A 15,745-nucleotide genomic window follows, 5' to 3' on the forward strand; every position below is an offset into this window, starting at 1 on the left:
TCGCGAGGGGCCGGAGGCCGGGTCAGCGCACCGCGTAGGCGTCGGTCACGGTCTGGGTGACGGAGGCGCCGTCGGCGGCGGTGAGGGTGACCCGCAGGCTGACCTTCCGGCCGGCCGCGCCGGTGTGGTCGGGGGTGGCCGTCCAGCCGGCGGCGGTGCGGGCGGTGGGGGCCTTCGTCCAGGTGGTGCCGCCGTCGTAGGAGTACGAGAGCGTGGCGGCGGTCAGGGCGGCCGGGGTGTAGCCGGCCTGGCCGGTGGCGGTCAGGGTGATCCTCGGATGCCCGGCGGCGACGGTGTTGGCACCGTCGACGTCGAGGGCGTACGCGGGGAACAGCAGCGGCAGCGCCTGCGAGTACGCGGCCGGGTCGCCGTGCGAGCGGAAGGCGAACGCCGTGGTGACGGCCGTCGAGCGCTGCCACAGGTCGAGGTGGTGGAAGCGTTCCTGGTCGAGCGTCAGCACGTACGCGTGGTCGCCGGCCGGCAGCTCCCAGACGTTGAACGGGCCGTACCAGGAGGCGCCGAGCGAGGTGCCGTCGGCGGCGAGTTCGACGGTCGCGCCGTCGCCGAAGTAGGACTGGGTGCCGGTGTGGTCCGGGTCGGCGTCGCTCCACAGGGACTGCGAGAAGTCCACGCCGATCAGGTCGGCCTGGCGCTCGGCGACGAGCGGCGCGGAGCCGTCGGCGGTGAGGCCGGCGGTGGGCCGCACCACGCCGCGGTACCACTCCTCCGTCCGCCGCTGCCCCGGGCTGTAGGTGCGGGTGCGGTCGAGCTGGAACTCGGCGAACGGCCAGCTGCTCTGGGCGGAGTGCGTCCAGGCGGTGCCGTCGGCGGTGTAGTAGGAGGTGCGGGTGCCGGGGGTGGCGACCAGGCCCTGCGCCACGGGCACGGCCGCGGCGGCGTTCCACGGACGGCCGGCGTCGACGTACTCGGACATGCGGGTCGCGGTGCCCATGGAGTGCCACTGCTCGGTGGTCCGCGCGAGGTCGGCGTCGCGCACGGTGCGCGACTGGCGGCCGGCCACCCTGCCGGTGTCGTGGTAGGCGAGGTTGTAGACGTACGGGCTGTCCGGGGTGGACGTCCAGCCGAGGGTGACGGGCCCGGCCGCGAGCTTCGCGGTGAGCGCGGCAGCCTCGTCGCGGGTGATCTGCAGGACGGGGGCGGCCTGCGAGATGTCGTTCTTGCCGAAGCTGCCCGGTGTCGGCCGGTAGGTCAGCACGCCGACGGCGCCGGCCTCCTGCGCCCGGGTGGAGACGGTGTTCGCGCTGGTGCCGTCGTCGGGTACGAGCACCAGTCGGCCCTTCACCCCGGCCGCGGCGAGGTCCTCGGGCGTGGAGCCGCGCGCGGCGACGAGCCGGGCCGACCCGTTCGCGGGGAGGTGCGCCTCGTCGGCGTAGGCGGAGTAGTGCGGGCGCAGGGTGACGCCGGCGCCGGTGAGGACGGCTTCGGGCGCACCGAGCCGCAGGTAGGTGTCGGCCTCGAAGCCGCCGGTGGTGGCCTTGCCGTCACCCCCGAGGTAGAGGTCGACGGGCTGGCTGCCGACCCTGGCGCCGATCGAGTCGACCCACTTCTCGCCCCACCAGCGGCCGAGTTCGAGCACGCCCGCCTGCCGGGCGAGCGGCCGGTCGCCCTGCACCTCGACCCTGGCGGCGCGGCGGGCGTCGAGCGTGATCACGGTGTCCTCGGTGAGCGTGAACTGCGGCCTGGCGAGGGCGGTGACGGAGAGCGGGGCCGCCTCCCCGGTCGTGTCGCGGGCGTCGGGCGTGACGACCAGACCGGTCAGCGAGAACACGCCGGGCCGCAGGCGGTAGACGATCTCGCCGTTGGCGTCCGGGACGTCACGTGTGCCGGTCGACTGGCTGATGTCGATCATGTCGACGGAGCTGCCGCTGCCGGCCGTCGCCGGCCGGCCGTCACGGTCGATCAGCCGGACCCGCACCGCGAGCGACTCGGGCTCGACGTACGCGTTGAACGGGGTGCTGACGGTGGATCCGTCACCGGCGGTCGCGACCACCCGGCCGGTGACGTCGCCGTACTGCGCGCCGGTGAGCCGCGCGGTCGGGTCGAAGGTCAGCGGCACCTGCACGGTGGCTCCGGCCGCCACGGTGACGCGGTCCGCGCCGAGCCCGGCGATCGTCGAACGGACCGCCGAGTCGTCGTCGCCGTCCGTGCGCTGCACGGCCAGGGTCAGGGTGACGGGCCGCGATCCGGTGTTGGTGTAGGGCAGTTGCACGGTCCGGGCGTCGGCCCGGCGCTGCGGCCACGCGAACGTGCCGAACTGCGCGGCAGGCGTACCGAGGACGCGTTGGGTGACCGCCGCGTCGGCGCGCAGCCGTCCGCCGCCGGTCTGCTGGACGTCGCCGGGCACGGACGGCAGCGCGGAGGAGACCAGCGCCGCCTTGAGTCGGGCGCCCGTCCAGTCCGGGTGCTGCTGCTTGAGCAGCGCCGCGGCGCCCGCGACCAGCGGGGTGGCCATCGAGGTGCCCGACATCGAGGTGTACGCGTAGACCCCGCGGCCTCCCGCGGCGGCACCGGTGACCTCGACGCCCGGCGCCGCGATCTCCGGCTTCAGCGTGTGCGCGACGGTGACCGAACCGCGGCTGGAGAAGGAGGCCGTGCGGTCGGCGGAGTCGACGGCGCCGACGGTCAGCACGTCCGGGGCGCAGCCCGGCGAGGAGACCGACTGGTAGCGGCCGAGGTTGCCCGCGGCGACGACGAAGAGCGCCTTGCCCTCCCGCGCCATCGACTGCGCGGCGACCGACATCGGGTCGGTGCAGTCGGTGGGCTCGGCGCTGCCGAGCGACATCGAGACGACGTCGGCGCCGGAGTCGAGCGCCCACTGCATGCCCGCGATGATCTGCGAGGTGCTGCCGGAGCCGGAGTCGTCCAGCACCTTGCCGACGAGGAGCTGCGCCGAGGAGGCGACGCCGCGCTGCGCACCGCCGGAGGCGGCGCCGCTGCCGGCGATCTCGGAGGCGACGAAGGTGCCGTGGCCGACGGAGTCGTGCACGTCGGCGTCGGGTGTCTCGGCGGTGAAGTTGCGGGAGTCGACGACGCGTCCGGCGAGGTCCGGGTGGTCGGCGTCGACCCCGGTGTCGAGGACGGCGACCCTGACGCCCTGGCCGCCGAGGCCGAGCGCCCAGGCGGCGGGGGCGCCGATCTGACGGGTCTCGCTCTGCAGCGCGGCGCGGACCTTCTGGTCGAGCCACAGGCCGGTGAGGCCGGAGCGTCCGTGGCCGGTGCCGTCGACCAGGGTGTCCCAGGTGCGGGCCGCGGCCTTCTTGTCGGTGCGGAAGGCGACGGCGTGGGCGGCCTTCAGGCTGCGGGTGCCGGCGGCCCGGCTGCGGGCGGGCGGGCTGGTGTCGGCTGCCTGCTGGTCGCGGTAGACGGCGATGACGGGAAGGGCGGCGGCGGCCGTGTCGTCGTAGCCCTGGCGTATGAGGGCGCTGATGTTGAACAGGCCGGTGTCGACGGCTCCGGCCGCTATCGCCGCGTTGGCGCGCTGCGGGAAGACGTACTGGTCACCGTTGACCTGCCGGGTGAAGTAGACGGGGACGGCGCCGTGTTCGTCCGGCCGCAGGGAGACGCGGGTGCGTCCGGCGGCGTCGGTCACCACGTCCACGGTGTCGCCGGTGATCAGGGTGACGGCGTGCCGGCCGGCCGTGGCGGCGGTCCGGTCCGCCGCCGAGCCGGTGATGGGGGCTGCACTCGCCTGGGCCGGCGTCAGCGCGGTGGCGCCGAGCAGGCCGACGGCTGCCAGTGCCATCGCGGCGCGGATGCGCGTCGACGATGTCATGGGCACCTCCGAGAGTCGGGTATCTGGCCGGTGAGCCTGGCAGACACGGCGGCTGACCGGCCATGACGTCGGCTGGCGGAGATCCGCCTGGGCAGCAAACCGCCAACTCCCCGGCCGGGCCACGGCTGTGCGGGCCGGATTGTCCGACCCCGGGAGGAGGATGCCGGGTATGGAGAAACCCACGATCGTCTCCGCCGACGAGTGGCGGCTCGCCCGGGACGAGTTGCTCACGGCCGAGAAGGAACTCACCCGCGCGCAGGACGCGTTGGCGGCCCGGCGTCGCCGCCTGCCGATGGTCCGGTTCGACACCGCGTACGCCTTCGCCACACCCGACGGCACGAAGAGCCTGCCGGACCTCTTCGAGGGCCGGAACCAGCTCGTGGTCTACCAGTTCATGAAGGGCGGCGCCGACCACATCTGCCCGGGCTGCACGCACTTCACCGACAACGTGCCCGCGCTCGCTCCCGGCCTGCTCGCCGGTACCGGCGTGACCTGGGTGACCGTCTCGGACATGCCGCTCGACGTGATCGAGGCCCATGTCGCCCGCAGGGGCTGGACGCTCCCGTTCGTCTCGTCGCTCGGCACGTCCTTCTCGGACGACTGCGGCGTGGGCGGCGGGTTCCAGCTCAGCGTGTTCCTGCGCGACGGCGAAGAGGTGTACCTGACCTACACCACCGGCTCCCGCGGCGTCGACCGGCTCCTGTTCACGCACAACGTCCTCGACCTGACCCCGTACGGCCGCCAGCAGGACTGGGAGGACTCCCCGCCCGGCTGGCCGCAGCGGCCGACGTACGGGTGACCACCGCACGCGTCACGGCGGTTCGGCGGCTCGCGGCACCACGCGCCCGGCCCCCGTACGGGCTGTCGGCGGCCCGTGCCACAGTGGCGCCATGCTGAAGATCACGGTGGTGGCGGAGCGCGGCCCGCGACGGGTCGGGGTGAGTGCCGAGGAGCTCGACGGACTCGTCCGGCGGATCGGGGACGAGGGTGACCGGTTCCTCGTCGTCCAACGGATCCCCGACCTGCCGGACGTCTTCGTCCAGGTCTGGCACGAGGCCGGGGGCGACTACACCCTGGAGTACCGCGACGGCGCGCCCGACCGGCACTTCGAGACGCGCCTCGACGGCCCCGGCCCCGTGGTCGCGGCGATGGCGGGCTGGGCGCGCCAGGAGGACCGCTGGCAGGACGGCCCGGTGTGGACGGCCCTCGACCTGGGCCCGCTCCCCGCCCCCGTCCCGGCGCTCGACCTCGCGGACGACGATCGCGCGGCGCTGGAGGCCCGGGTCCGCGAGGTGCTCGTCGCCGGCTACGCCACCCGTGCGGAGCTGGCCGAACTCGCGGAGGAGTACCTCGTCTCCGACGGCCACCGGCCGGTCTCCCCCGAGCAGGCGCGGCTGCTGGCCGACCGGCTGTGGCTGGACCGCGTCGGGGAGGAGCACGGGTGGGAGGGCGAGACGGACCCGGAGCGCCTCACCCGCGCCTTCGCCGCCCTGGAGGCGTCCGGCATCACCGCACGCGAGAACTTCACCTGCTGCCGCACCTGCGGGCAGGCGGAGATCCGTTCGGAAGGTGCCGCGGACGCTCGCGGCTTCGTCTACTTCCATTCCCAGTGCACGGACTCCGCGGCGTCCGGGCAGGGCCTGATGCTGCTGTACGGCGGGTTCGACGGCACCTCGGCCACCACTGCGGCCGTCGGCCGTGAGGTGGTGGCCGCGCTCTCCGACGCCGGACTGCCGGTGGTGTGGGACGGCGACCCCGACCGGGCCGTCACCGTCACCCCGCTGGACTGGCGCCGCCGACTCGTCGGCTGACGGGTCGGCGGGAAGCCCGGGGGGCGCCGCCGGGCCGGAGCGTCAGCCGGAGATGCCGCGAAGGTGGGCGAGGTAGGCGGCTGCGTCCGGGTAGGGGTGGTCCTGCGCGCCGTGGCGGTGCAGGGTGAGCCGGCCGTCGGAGTGCAGGCGCAGGGTGGTGGTCGCCCGGCGCCGGGCGGACGGCTCCACGGCCGGGCCACCGGCCGCGGCGGCCTCCCGCGTACTGGACTCCGGCACTGCGGACTCCGGCGGTTCGGCGACGGCCAGCACGGCTGTGTCCGCGCCGAAGACGGCGACCGCCTCGGCGGTGTCGGCGGCCGGCGGGTGGCCGGTGCGGTTGGCACTGCTGACGTACAGCACCGGGAACGCGTCGAGGAGTGGGCGCAGCGGCTGCCACCGGGCGCCGAAGAGCAGCGTCCAGCCGTCCTTGCTCGCCGGGGCCAGCCACGCCGGCCGGCGGGCGGCCGGGCGCAGCGGCACCAGCAGGGTGAGGAGTTCCTCGGTGAGCAGGTGCCGGGCGCGTGCGAGGGCGGTCCGGTCGAGGTCCAGGGCGTCGGCGACGTCGGCGAACGTGTCGGGGTGGTGGGCCCAGAGGGCGACGGGCTGGTCGGCGGGGCGGTGTTTGGCGCCGTTGACGGCGGCAGGGTCGGTTCCGGCGACGACGCAGGTGAGCGGCGCCGGGTTCGGCAGCACGACGGCGGTGCCGGCGGCGAGGGCCTGCCGGGCCCCGGCGAGTCCGACGGTGCCGGTCGGCCTGCGGTCGGCGTTCACCGGGCACCGTCCGCGGCCGAGGCGGTCAGCGCCGTCGGGGCGGTCGAGGCGGTCAGCGCCGTCGGGGCCGTCGCGGCGGTCAGGTCGGCGTGGGCGGCCGCCGAGGTGAGGCCGTCGAGGTAGGCGCCGAATGCCTGGTCGTCGACGACGGCCCGGCCGGTGCGGTACGCCTGCGTCTTCACCCATCCCATGGCGGCCCGGGCCTGTCGGCGGTCCAGGCGGTGGCCGAGGCGGCCGGCGACGGCGGTCACGACACGGGCACTGGCGAGGTGGGTGAGGACCACGCCGGGTGCGAGGCCGAGCAGGGCCTCGGGGTCGTAGGGCTGGAAGAGGTCGGGGCGGACGAAGGGGGTGCCGGTGGAGATGGTGGCGACGCCGGTGCCGACGATCGGCGTCGTCACGGCGAGGGGCACGCCGGTGCGGTCGGACACCTCGCGGGCGATCCCGGGCAGCCGGGTGAGGTCCGGGGGCGTCCACCAGAGGTCGTCGCCGGTGCGGCTGCCGGTGAGTTCGCCGGTGCGGCCGGGGTCGTGGGCGAGCAGGAAGAGCAGTTGCTCGGTGGCGGCCAGTCCGGCGCGTTCGGCGATGCCGAGCCAGGAGGTGGAGACCACCCTGGTCCCGGCCTTGAGGGCCTCCAGGTTGTTGGCCAGGCCGAGTCCGAGGTCGTTGTGGAGGTGGGCGCCGAGCACCACGCCGTCGCCGGCCAGCGCGGCGACCCGGCTGAACATCTCGGCTGCCTCCCCGGGAAGTTGACGGCCGACGGTGTCCGCGAGGATCAGCGTGCCGGCGCCCGCGGCGGTGGCGGCGCCGGCGTGGTCGGCCATCAGGGCGTGGTCGGCCCGGGAGGCGTCGGCGAGGCAGACGTCGACGGCCACCGCGTCGTCGAGGTCGCGGGCCCGCTTGACCAGGTCGACGCCGCGCGCCAGGGCCTCGCGCGCGCCGCTGCCGACCATGACGTACGCCATCGCCTCGGAGGCGGGCACGACGACCATGACGCGGGCGTGGGCGCTGCCGCGTACGGAGGCGACGGCCTGGCGTACGTCGTCGGGGGTGGCACGGCAGACGGCGGCGACGCCCACGGCTCCCTCGGCCTCGACGGCGACGCGGCGTACGGCCTCGAACTCCTCGCCGCAGACGGCCGGGAACCCGGCGGCGAAGACCACGTGACGCGGCCCGTCGGCGCCGAACATCCGGCCCTGCGCGCGGGCCAGTCGCACCCGGAACGCGGCGTCCATCAGCGTCTTGGCCTGTGCCCCGTCCCGCGCGGACTCCTCCCACACCACCAGCCGGCCCGCCGCCGCGGACTCGCGCACCAGGTCGCCCGTCACGGGTGTTCCCATCGTCTCCCCCTCCCTGGCACACCGCCCCGTCGGGGCCGTGCACCGCTGCCGGATCACCGCCGGTGCGCCGGGGCGCAGGGCAGGCGTAGCGATCGTTCCAAGGCCGGGGCTCCCGGGTCAGGACTCCGCCCCCGGATCACTCGTTCGGGCGGAACGCGGCGTCAGATGCACCGTGGACGGCGGACACGGGAGATAGTCACCCTCCGCCGTTCCGGATGTGCCGGGCACGGACTTGTCGGCGGCACCTCCCAGGCTCGGTGTCCGCCACCGTCTCCGCCGCACGCCGAACGGGCGGGCCGGGGCGGCTGCGGGAGAATCGTCCGGTGACCCGCCCCCCGGACCGCACCCGCTCGCTCGACGAGCTCGAAGGCGCCTGGCCCGCCCCGCTGCCCGGGGCGACCCGCCTCGTCACGGCCGTGCACGCCGCGCGGCGACGGCCGGTCGGCGACCTGTCGGTCGAGGAGCTGCGCGTGCTGATCGGCCAGAACGTCGGCCTGCCGTACGTCCTGCCGCTCGCCGTGGCGGTGCTCCGGGACGACCCGACCGCGGAGGGCGACCTCTACCCGGGCGACCTGCTGTCGGCGGTCGTGACCAGGCACCCGGCGGTCTGGGCGGCGTTCCCCGATCTGCGGCACACCCTGCGGCTGGCGCTCGCGAGTCCGACCGCCCCGCTGCCCGCCCTGCCGCCCGCCCTGCGGGCCGGGGTCGACGAGTTCCTGACACCGCGACACCTCTGACCGGGCGGGCAGCACCGCCTGCCGGGCGTCCGACCGGGCATCCGACCCGGGCGTCCACGACGTCCACGACGGACACGACGTAGCTGTCCGCGGTCCGATCCGCGGTTCGATCCGCGGTCCGACGAGGGCCCGCCCCGCGACGGCGGCGACGACGCGCTCCCGGAGAGCGCCTCCGCACGCGGCTGCGGCTGCGACCTGGGGTCCGCGGCGTCGTGCTGCCTCTTTGACATGAATGGAATCCTGTTCCACCATGGAACTGGAACGACATTCCATAGCAGTCCGGCCGGAACCCACCGGACGCCCCAGCCCCGAAGGAACCACGATGCGCACTCCCGTCACGATCATCGGCGCCGGCCTCGGCGGCCTCACCCTCGCCCGCGTCCTGCACGTCCACGGCATCCCCGCGACGGTCTACGAGGCGGACGCCTCGGCGGAGGCCCGTACGCAGGGCGGACAGCTCGACATCCACGAGCACAACGGGCAGCTCGCGCTCGAAGCCGCCGGTCTCACGGAGGAGTTCCGCGCGATCATCCACGAGGGCGGCGAGGCGCTGCGCGTGCTCGACCGGCACGGCGCGGCGCTCTACGACGAGCCCGACGACGGCACGGGCGGGCGTCCCGAGGTGCTCCGCGGAGACCTGCGCCGGATCCTGCTCGACTCGCTCCCGGCCGGCACCGTCCGGTGGGGCCACAAGGTCACCGGCGTCCGGTCCCTCGGCGACGGCCGGCACGCGCTGGCGTTCGCCGACGGCACGACCGTGACCACCGACCTCCTCGTCGGCGCCGACGGCGCCTGGTCGAAGGTCCGCCCGCTGCTCTCCGACGCCGTGCCCGAGTACGTCGGCACCTCGTACGTCGAGACCTACCTCCTCGACGGCGACACCCGCCACCCGGCCAGCGCGAAGGCGGTCGGCGGCGGGTCGCTGTTCGTGCTCGCGCCGGGGAAGGGCATCCAGGCCCACCGGGAGAGCGGCGGCACCCTCCACACCTACGTGGCGCTCTCCAGGCCGCAGGACTGGTTCGCCGGTATCGACTTCGCCGATCCTGCCGCGGCCTGCGCACGGATCGCCCGGGAGTTCGACGGCTGGGCGCCGGAGCTCACCGCGCTGATCACCGACGGCGGGACGCCACCGGTCCTGCGCCCCCTCCACACCCTGCCGACCGACCACCGGTGGGACCGGGTGCCGGGGGTGACCCTGCTCGGCGACGCCGCCCACCTCATGATCCCGTCCGGCGAGGGCGCCAACCTGGCCATGTACGACGGCGCCGAACTCGCCAGGGCCATCGCCGCGCACCCCGACGACGTCGAGGCCGCGCTCGCCGCGTACGAGCAGGACCTGTTCCCCCGCAGCGCCGCGGAAGCCGTCGAGGCCGTCGGCCTCCACGCGCGCATGTTCGGCGCCGACGCGCCCCACAGCCTGGTCGCCATGTTCACCGGGGAGCAGCAGGCCCCGTGATCCACGGGTCCCGGAGTCGACCCGCCCGTGCCGCCACCTGCGGGGACCACCCTCTCCGTCACCGGATACCGTGGCGGCCGGAGGACGGCCCGGACCGCACGGCGCCGGTCCCCGTCCACATGCGCTGGAGGAACCGGTGACGGGCTGGCGGCGATTCGAACTCCCCCATGGGCCCGGGTCCGGGTACCGGGAGATACGCCAGGAGGGGATCCGCTGCTTCCTCCGCTGGGGTGCGGCGACCACCGGCGGCAAGGGGAGCACGTCGACGCTGGACGACGAACGGCATGCCCGCCGCCACGCTTCCCGCAAGGTCGACGCATGGCTCCGGAAGGGCTTCGTCGAGGTCGACCGCCCGGCCGACCCGGCCGAACTCGACCGGCAGACGCCCGTCCTCGACGTGATCAGGGCGGGTGCACGGCCGCATGCGCCCGTCCCCGCCTACCTCCCGGTCGACGGCTTCGACGAGACGTACCACCGCAGCCATGCCCCGGATCACCCGAGGGGGTTCCACGAGTACTTCGTGCTGCGGGACGAGGGACGCGGCGCCGTTCGCTTCACGGTGCGGGAACAGTGCCACGACCCCGCCGCCGTGTCGTCGTTCCTGGCCTTCCTCGCCGACCGGCGCGACCTGCCCTTCGACGGGCGGTCCCACCACAAGGTGCCGCTGCCGGAGCCGGTGGGCCCCTTCGGGCACGCCCTGTTCTGCTCGCCGGCGCTCGGGCGGTCCTGCGTCGCGTATCCGGCCGTCGCGGCGCGCGTCGCGACAGCCTTCCCGATCTTCGACTGCGAGATCGGCGACGCGGATCCGGAGGTCCTCGTCGACGCACGGATCCACGGCCACGGTGCACTGCCCCACAGCGGCTGGAGCCGGCAGCCGCACCCGGTCGTCGACCTCAGGTTCGACGTCCAGCCGTCCTTCTACCGGCGGACGCCGACCTTCAAGGTCTTCGGATCCGCGGACCTCCGGATGCTCCTGGACGTACTCCCGGCCGCGGCAGCGCAGAGCTGGCTCGAAGCCCGCTCCTTCCGGGGCGAGACCAGGCGCTTCACGCCCGGCACGGCCGCACCGTTCGCCGAGGTCTCCGCCTTCCTCCACGGCTGAGCCCGCTCCCGGCCCCCTCCGCCACGCGCGCCCGCCTGCCCGCCTGCCCGTCTGCCAGGCGACCGCGGCGCCCCGGTGGACCCCGCCGGTCGGTCTACGCGTTCTGGATCGCCCGGACGAGTCCGGCGACGAGGTTCGCCCGCTCGGCCATGGCGTCGACCACCAGGTACTCGTGGTCGGCGTGGGCGCCGCCGCCGACCGCTCCGAGGCCGTCGAGGGTCGGCACGCCCAGGGCGGCCGTGAAGTTGCCGTCGCTCCCACCGCCGACTGCGACGCCTTCGAGGCCGGGCAGCAGCTGCCGTGCCACCGCGAGGAGCCCGGCGGACGCCGACTCGGGCATCGGGGGCCGGCCGACGGCGCCCCGGACGGCGATCTCCGCCCCGTCGAGGTGCGGGGCCAGCGCCGCGAACGCCGCTTCGACCCGCGCCTTCTCGCTCGCCGACTCGACCCGGACGTCGACGACGACGGTCGCCTCCGCGGGGACGACGTTGTCCAGCGTGCCCGCGGACGCGACGGTCGGGGTGACGGTCGTGCCGATGTCGGGCCGGCCGAGCGCGGCGATGTCCAGCACCTGGTGGGCCGCCTCGATCAGGGCGTTGATGCCGGCCGCCGGCTCGAGGCCCGCGTGCGACGCCCGCCCGGTGACGGTCACCTGGAACGTTCCGCAGCCCTTGCGGCCGGTCTTGAGGGCGCCCCCGTCGGCGGCACCTTCGAGGACGAGGACGGCGCCGCAGGCGAGGGCCCGCTCCTCCAGCAGGGCCCGGGAGGTGCGGGAGCCGACCTCCTCGTCGGCGGTGACCAGGATCTCCACGCCCGTCCGGTCGTCGAGCGTCGCGAGGCCGTGCACGGCCTGCACCAGACCGCCGAGCATGTCGAAGACGCCGGGGCCGGTGGCACGCCCGTCCTCGACCGCGAACGGACGGCGTTCGAGGGTGCCGAGCGGGAAGACCGTGTCGTGGTGGCCGAGGACGAGCACCTTGGGCTCGCCGCCACCCGACCAGTGGACGTGCGGCCCGGCCTCGCTCCCGACGAGGACGGCCCGACCGCCGAGGCGGCTCTCGACGACCTCGGCGACGACCTTGGCCGATGCCGTGAGGGCGTCGGCGTCACGCGACGGGGACTCGACCTCGACGAGCGCCTTGAGGTCTTCGATCATCGCGTCAACGCTCAACGGCGCGGTCCTGGGCATCGGCATGGTGCGAGGGTAGCCCGCACCCCGGGGCTCCGGCGGGACCGCCCCCGCACCGGGCGGTGGCGGGGAGTGCCCGTCGCCGCACTCCGGGGAGCAGCCCCGGCGGAGTGCGGCGCGGCCGCGCACCCGGTCCGCTGCACGACCGACACGACGGGCGGGGTCGCGGACGAACGGCGATGATCGGGAGGTCCCGCGAGCGGCTGCGGCGCCCGGTCCCGTCCAGGGCGGGCCTGGCTTCGAACTACCTGTACGGGGCCCTCCCGACGCCCCGTCCGCGAACCGTCCGCGAACCGTCCTCCCCCATTCGCCGCCCGCCGCCCGCCAGGAGGTGCCCCCGTGTCCGCCGCATCCGCGCCCCGCCGACCGGCACCCCGCCGACACCGCACCCGCCCGGACGCACCGCGCGTCCGCGGGCCCGTCCGCGGGCACGTCCCCGGGCCCGTCCGCAGGGGCTGCACGCGGAGGGCCGCGCGATGAGCGATCCCTGCCCGGCACCGGCCCGCCGGCCGGACGACCACCGCCTCCGGGAGCTGATGGCCGAGGTCGCCGTCGGCGACCACGACGCCTACCGGCTGGTGTACCGGTCGGTGGCCGGTCAGGTGTTCGGCCTGGTGCGCCGGATCCTGCGCGACCCGGCGCAGTCCGAGGAGGTCGCGCAGGAGGTGATGCTCCAGGTGTGGCAGGCGGCGGCGCGCTACCGGCCGGAGCGCGGCGAGGTGGTCGCCTGGGTGCTGACGATGGCGCACCACCGTGCGGTCGACCGGGTCCGTCAGGCGCAGGCCTCGGCGGAGCGCGAGGCCCGGGCCGCGGCGCACCAGCACACGACGGCCTTCGACGAGGTCGCCGAGAAGGTGCAGGACAGCCTGGAGCGCGAGCGCGTACGGCACTGCCTGAAGGCCCTGACCGAGGTGCAGCGGCAGTCGCTGACCCTGGCGTACTACCGCGGGCTGACGTACCAGCAGGTGGCCGAACTGCAGCACGCGCCGTTGAGCACCACCAAGACCCGGATCCGCGACGGGCTGATCCGCCTCCGCGACTGCCTGGGGGTGGGATCATGAACGACCCCGACCTGCATGCGCTCAGCGGCGCCTACGCCGCGCACGCCCTCCGGCCGGAGGAGCGGCTGGCCTTCGAGGAGCACCTCGCCGGCTGCGAGGTGTGTGCGGCGGAGGTGGACGGGTTCGCCGCCACCCTGGCGCGGCTGGCCGCCTGCGAGGCGTCCGCCGTCCCGCCCGGCGCGGAGGACCGCGCGCTGGCCGCGATCGGAACCCTCCGCCAGTTGCCGCCCGCCGGGGCGGCCGTACCGTCCGGGACGCCGAGGCGCAGGCTCGCGCACCCCCGGCGCTGGACCGGGCTCGCCCTGGCGGCCTGCCTGGCGGCGGCCGCCGTGCTCGGCGGGGTGGCCGTCCAGCAGCACGACGAGGCCCGGCAGAGCCGGGCGGAGGCCGGCCGCCTGCACACCGAGCTCGACCGGTTCAGCGCCCTGCTGACGGCCCCGGACGCCCGGACGGCGACCACGACGGCCGCCGACGGCGAGGGCACCGGCACCGCCGTCTGGTCGGAGAGCCGCAACCGGGCGGGTTTCCTCACGACCGGCCTGCCGGCGCTGCCGTCGGGCACGACGTACGAGCTGTGGTTCGCCGACGGCGGCGACTTCCGCCCGGCGGGGCTGATGGCGTCGGCCCAGGGCGCCCGGCTGCTGGACGGCCCGCTCGGTCAGGCCACCGGCATCGGTGTCACCCTCGAACCGGCCGGCGGCTCCCCGCAGCCGACGAGCGACCCGGTGCTGCTGGTGCCGGTGAGCTGACGGCGGCCGTCCGCCCGGCCAGGGCCGACACGGGCCGACACGGGCCGACACGGGCCGGGCAGGACGGGCCGGGGCGGCCGCCGGTCAGCGTTCCTCCTCGGGCCGGCCGTCGAGCTCCCAGCGGGTGTGGAAGGTGCCCTCCCGGTCGGTGCGCCGGTAGGTGTGGGCGCCGAAGAAGTCGCGCTGCCCCTGCACGAGCGCCGCGGGCAGGCGCCGGGCCCGCAGGCCGTCGTAGTACCCGAGGGCGGTGGAGAAGCCCGGGGTGGGCACGCCCAGCTGGGCGGCGGTGGACACCACCCGGCGCCACGCCGACTGGGCGCCGTCGAGCGCCGTGCGGAAGTGGTCGTCGGTCAGCAGGGTGGGCAGGTCGCCGCCGCCCTCGTACGCCGCCCTGATCCGGTCGAGGAAGCGGGCCCGGATGATGCAGCCGCCCCGCCAGATCGTGGCCATGGCGCCGGGGTCGACGCCCCAGCCGTACTCCTCGCTGCCCGCCTGGATCTGCTGGAACCCCTGCGCGTACGCGACGATCTTCGACGCGTACAGCGCCTGCTCGACGTCCTCGGCGAACCGGTCGGCGGCGGCGCTGTCGAGCCAGGTCTCCGTGGGGCCGGGCAGGTCGGCGGCGGCGGCGCGGAGTCCGGCGTGCCCGGAGAGGGACCGGGCGAACACCGCCTCGGCGATGCCGCTCACCGGCACGCCGAGTTCGAGTGCGGTCTGCACCGTCCACCGCCCGGTGCCCTTCTGCTCGGCCCGGTCGAGCACGACGTCGACGAAGGGCTCGCCGGTCGCCTCGTCGGTGTGCGCGAGGATCTCCGCGGTGATCCCGACGAGGTACGACTCCAGCCGGCCGCCGTTCCACTCCCGGAAGATGTCCGCGATCTCGCGGGGCTGCCGTCCCCCGGCGTGCCGCAGCAGGTCGTAGGCCTCCGCGATGAGCTGCATGTCGGCGTACTCGATGCCGTTGTGCACCATCTTCACGAAGTGTCCGGCGCCGTCCGGCCCGACGTGGGTGCAGCAGGGCTCGCCGTCGACCTCGGCCGCGATGTCCTCCAGCAGCGGGCCCAGCACCCGGTACGCCTCGTCGGTGCCGCCGGGCATGATGCTGGGACCTTCGAGGGCGCCCTGTTCGCCGCCGGAGATGCCGGCGCCGACGAAGTGCAGTCCGCGTTCGCGCAGGGCCTGTTCGCGGCGGCGGGTGTCGAGGAAGTGCGCGTTGCCGCCGTCCACGACGATGTCGCCCTCGTCGAGGAGGGGCACCAGCTCCTCGATGACCGCGTCGGTGGGCGCACCCGCCTTGACCATGATCACGAGGCGGCGGGGCCGTTCGAGTGCCGCCACGAACTCCTCCACCGACCCGGCCGGGACGAACGCGCCCTCCGCGCCGAACTCCTCGACGAGTGCGGAGGTGCGCGACGCGGTCCGGTTGTGCACCGCGACGCGGTAACCGTGTCTCGCGAAGTTGCGCGCCAGGTTGCGGCCCATGACGGCCAATCCGGTGACGCCGATCTGAGCCAGGGGCCGCGCAGTCATGACGGTGAACTCCAGGGGACTCGACGGGTGGACACACACCGACACCACCCTCCCGCGATCCCCGCCGGCCCGCATCCGGACCGCACCCGGACCGCACCCGGCGGCGATACGGCCGCGATACGGCCGCGATACGGCCGCGATACGGACGGCATCCGGCCCGGCGGGCGTCGAGGAACCCGCTCCCGCCGGGGCGGGTCGCTCCCGTC

The 15,745-nt window shown here is 75.3% G+C and carries 12 protein-coding genes; 7 read left to right on the forward strand and 5 right to left on the reverse strand.

Going from position 1 to position 15,745, the window contains the following annotated elements; translation table 11 throughout:
* Nucleotides 1–22: 22 nt before the first annotated feature.
* Nucleotides 23–3,793: a S8 family serine peptidase gene (locus OG335_RS01110; protein ID WP_405009038.1), complete on the reverse strand. Its 3,771-nt coding sequence runs from the start codon at nt 3,791–3,793 to the stop codon at nt 23–25.
* Nucleotides 3,794–3,962: 169 nt separating this feature from the next.
* Here OG335_RS01110 and OG335_RS01115 point away from each other — a divergent pair, with 169 nt between their 5' ends.
* Together OG335_RS01115 and OG335_RS01120 are read left to right on the forward strand one after the other, a co-directional pair.
* Nucleotides 3,963–4,592: a DUF899 domain-containing protein gene (locus OG335_RS01115; protein ID WP_405009039.1), complete on the forward strand. Its 630-nt coding sequence runs from the start codon at nt 3,963–3,965 to the stop codon at nt 4,590–4,592.
* Between the two features lie 91 nt (nt 4,593–4,683).
* Nucleotides 4,684–5,604, forward strand: coding sequence for a DUF6891 domain-containing protein (locus OG335_RS01120; protein WP_405009040.1), 921 nt, complete (start codon nt 4,684–4,686; stop codon nt 5,602–5,604).
* Between the two features lie 42 nt (nt 5,605–5,646).
* Here OG335_RS01120 and OG335_RS01125 read toward each other — a convergent pair whose 3' ends face one another.
* Together OG335_RS01125 and OG335_RS01130 are read right to left on the reverse strand one after the other, a co-directional pair.
* Nucleotides 5,647–6,375, reverse strand: a complete 729-nt coding sequence (locus OG335_RS01125) for a Sua5/YciO/YrdC/YwlC family protein (RefSeq protein ID WP_405009041.1) — start codon at nt 6,373–6,375, stop codon at nt 5,647–5,649.
* The gene (locus OG335_RS01130; RefSeq protein WP_405009042.1) at nt 6,372–7,715 is read right to left on the reverse strand and encodes a 2-isopropylmalate synthase; all 1,344 of its coding nucleotides are present in this window, start codon (nt 7,713–7,715) and stop codon (nt 6,372–6,374) included. The genes OG335_RS01125 and OG335_RS01130 overlap by 4 nt, the downstream gene beginning before the upstream one ends.
* 323 nt (nt 7,716–8,038) lie before the next feature.
* Between OG335_RS01130 and OG335_RS01135 the strand changes: the two genes are divergently transcribed.
* The 3 genes from OG335_RS01135 (at nt 8,039) to OG335_RS01145 (ending at nt 11,010) form a co-directional block, all read left to right on the forward strand.
* Nucleotides 8,039–8,452 (forward strand): contact-dependent growth inhibition system immunity protein, encoded by a 414-nt coding sequence (locus OG335_RS01135; protein WP_405009043.1) that lies wholly within the window; start codon nt 8,039–8,041, stop codon nt 8,450–8,452.
* A 322-nt stretch (nt 8,453–8,774) separates the two neighbouring features.
* Complete coding sequence (locus OG335_RS01140; RefSeq protein WP_405009044.1) at nt 8,775–9,908, forward strand: FAD-dependent oxidoreductase; 1,134 nt, start codon at nt 8,775–8,777, stop codon at nt 9,906–9,908.
* A 136-nt stretch (nt 9,909–10,044) separates the two neighbouring features.
* On the forward strand, nt 10,045–11,010 hold the full coding sequence (locus OG335_RS01145; RefSeq protein ID WP_405009045.1) for a hypothetical protein: 966 nt from the start codon (nt 10,045–10,047) through the stop codon (nt 11,008–11,010).
* Nucleotides 11,011–11,104: 94 nt separating this feature from the next.
* Here OG335_RS01145 and OG335_RS01150 read toward each other — a convergent pair whose 3' ends face one another.
* Nucleotides 11,105–12,205 carry a M20 family metallopeptidase gene (locus OG335_RS01150; RefSeq protein WP_405009046.1) on the reverse strand — a complete coding sequence of 367 codons (1,101 nt, stop codon included), beginning with the start codon at nt 12,203–12,205 and terminating at the stop codon, nt 11,105–11,107.
* Between the two features lie 470 nt (nt 12,206–12,675).
* Here OG335_RS01150 and sigK point away from each other — a divergent pair, with 470 nt between their 5' ends.
* Nucleotides 12,676–13,260 carry an ECF RNA polymerase sigma factor SigK gene (gene sigK / locus OG335_RS01155; protein WP_405009047.1) on the forward strand — a complete coding sequence of 195 codons (585 nt, stop codon included), beginning with the start codon at nt 12,676–12,678 and terminating at the stop codon, nt 13,258–13,260.
* Entirely contained in the window at nt 13,257–14,009 is a 753-nt protein-coding gene (locus OG335_RS01160) for an anti-sigma factor domain-containing protein (protein WP_405009048.1), read from the forward strand. Before sigK ends, OG335_RS01160 begins: the two co-directional genes overlap by 4 nt.
* Before the next feature lie 84 nt (nt 14,010–14,093).
* Here the strand turns inward: OG335_RS01160 and gndA are convergent, their stop codons facing one another.
* On the reverse strand, nt 14,094–15,539 hold the full coding sequence (gndA, locus tag OG335_RS01165) for an NADP-dependent phosphogluconate dehydrogenase (RefSeq protein WP_405009049.1): 1,446 nt from the start codon (nt 15,537–15,539) through the stop codon (nt 14,094–14,096).
* Nucleotides 15,540–15,745: the final 206 nt, after the last annotated feature.

It is taken from the genome of Kitasatospora sp. NBC_01539 (assembly GCF_045040525.1).
Classification (GTDB): Bacteria; Actinomycetota; Actinomycetes; order Streptomycetales; family Streptomycetaceae; genus Kitasatospora.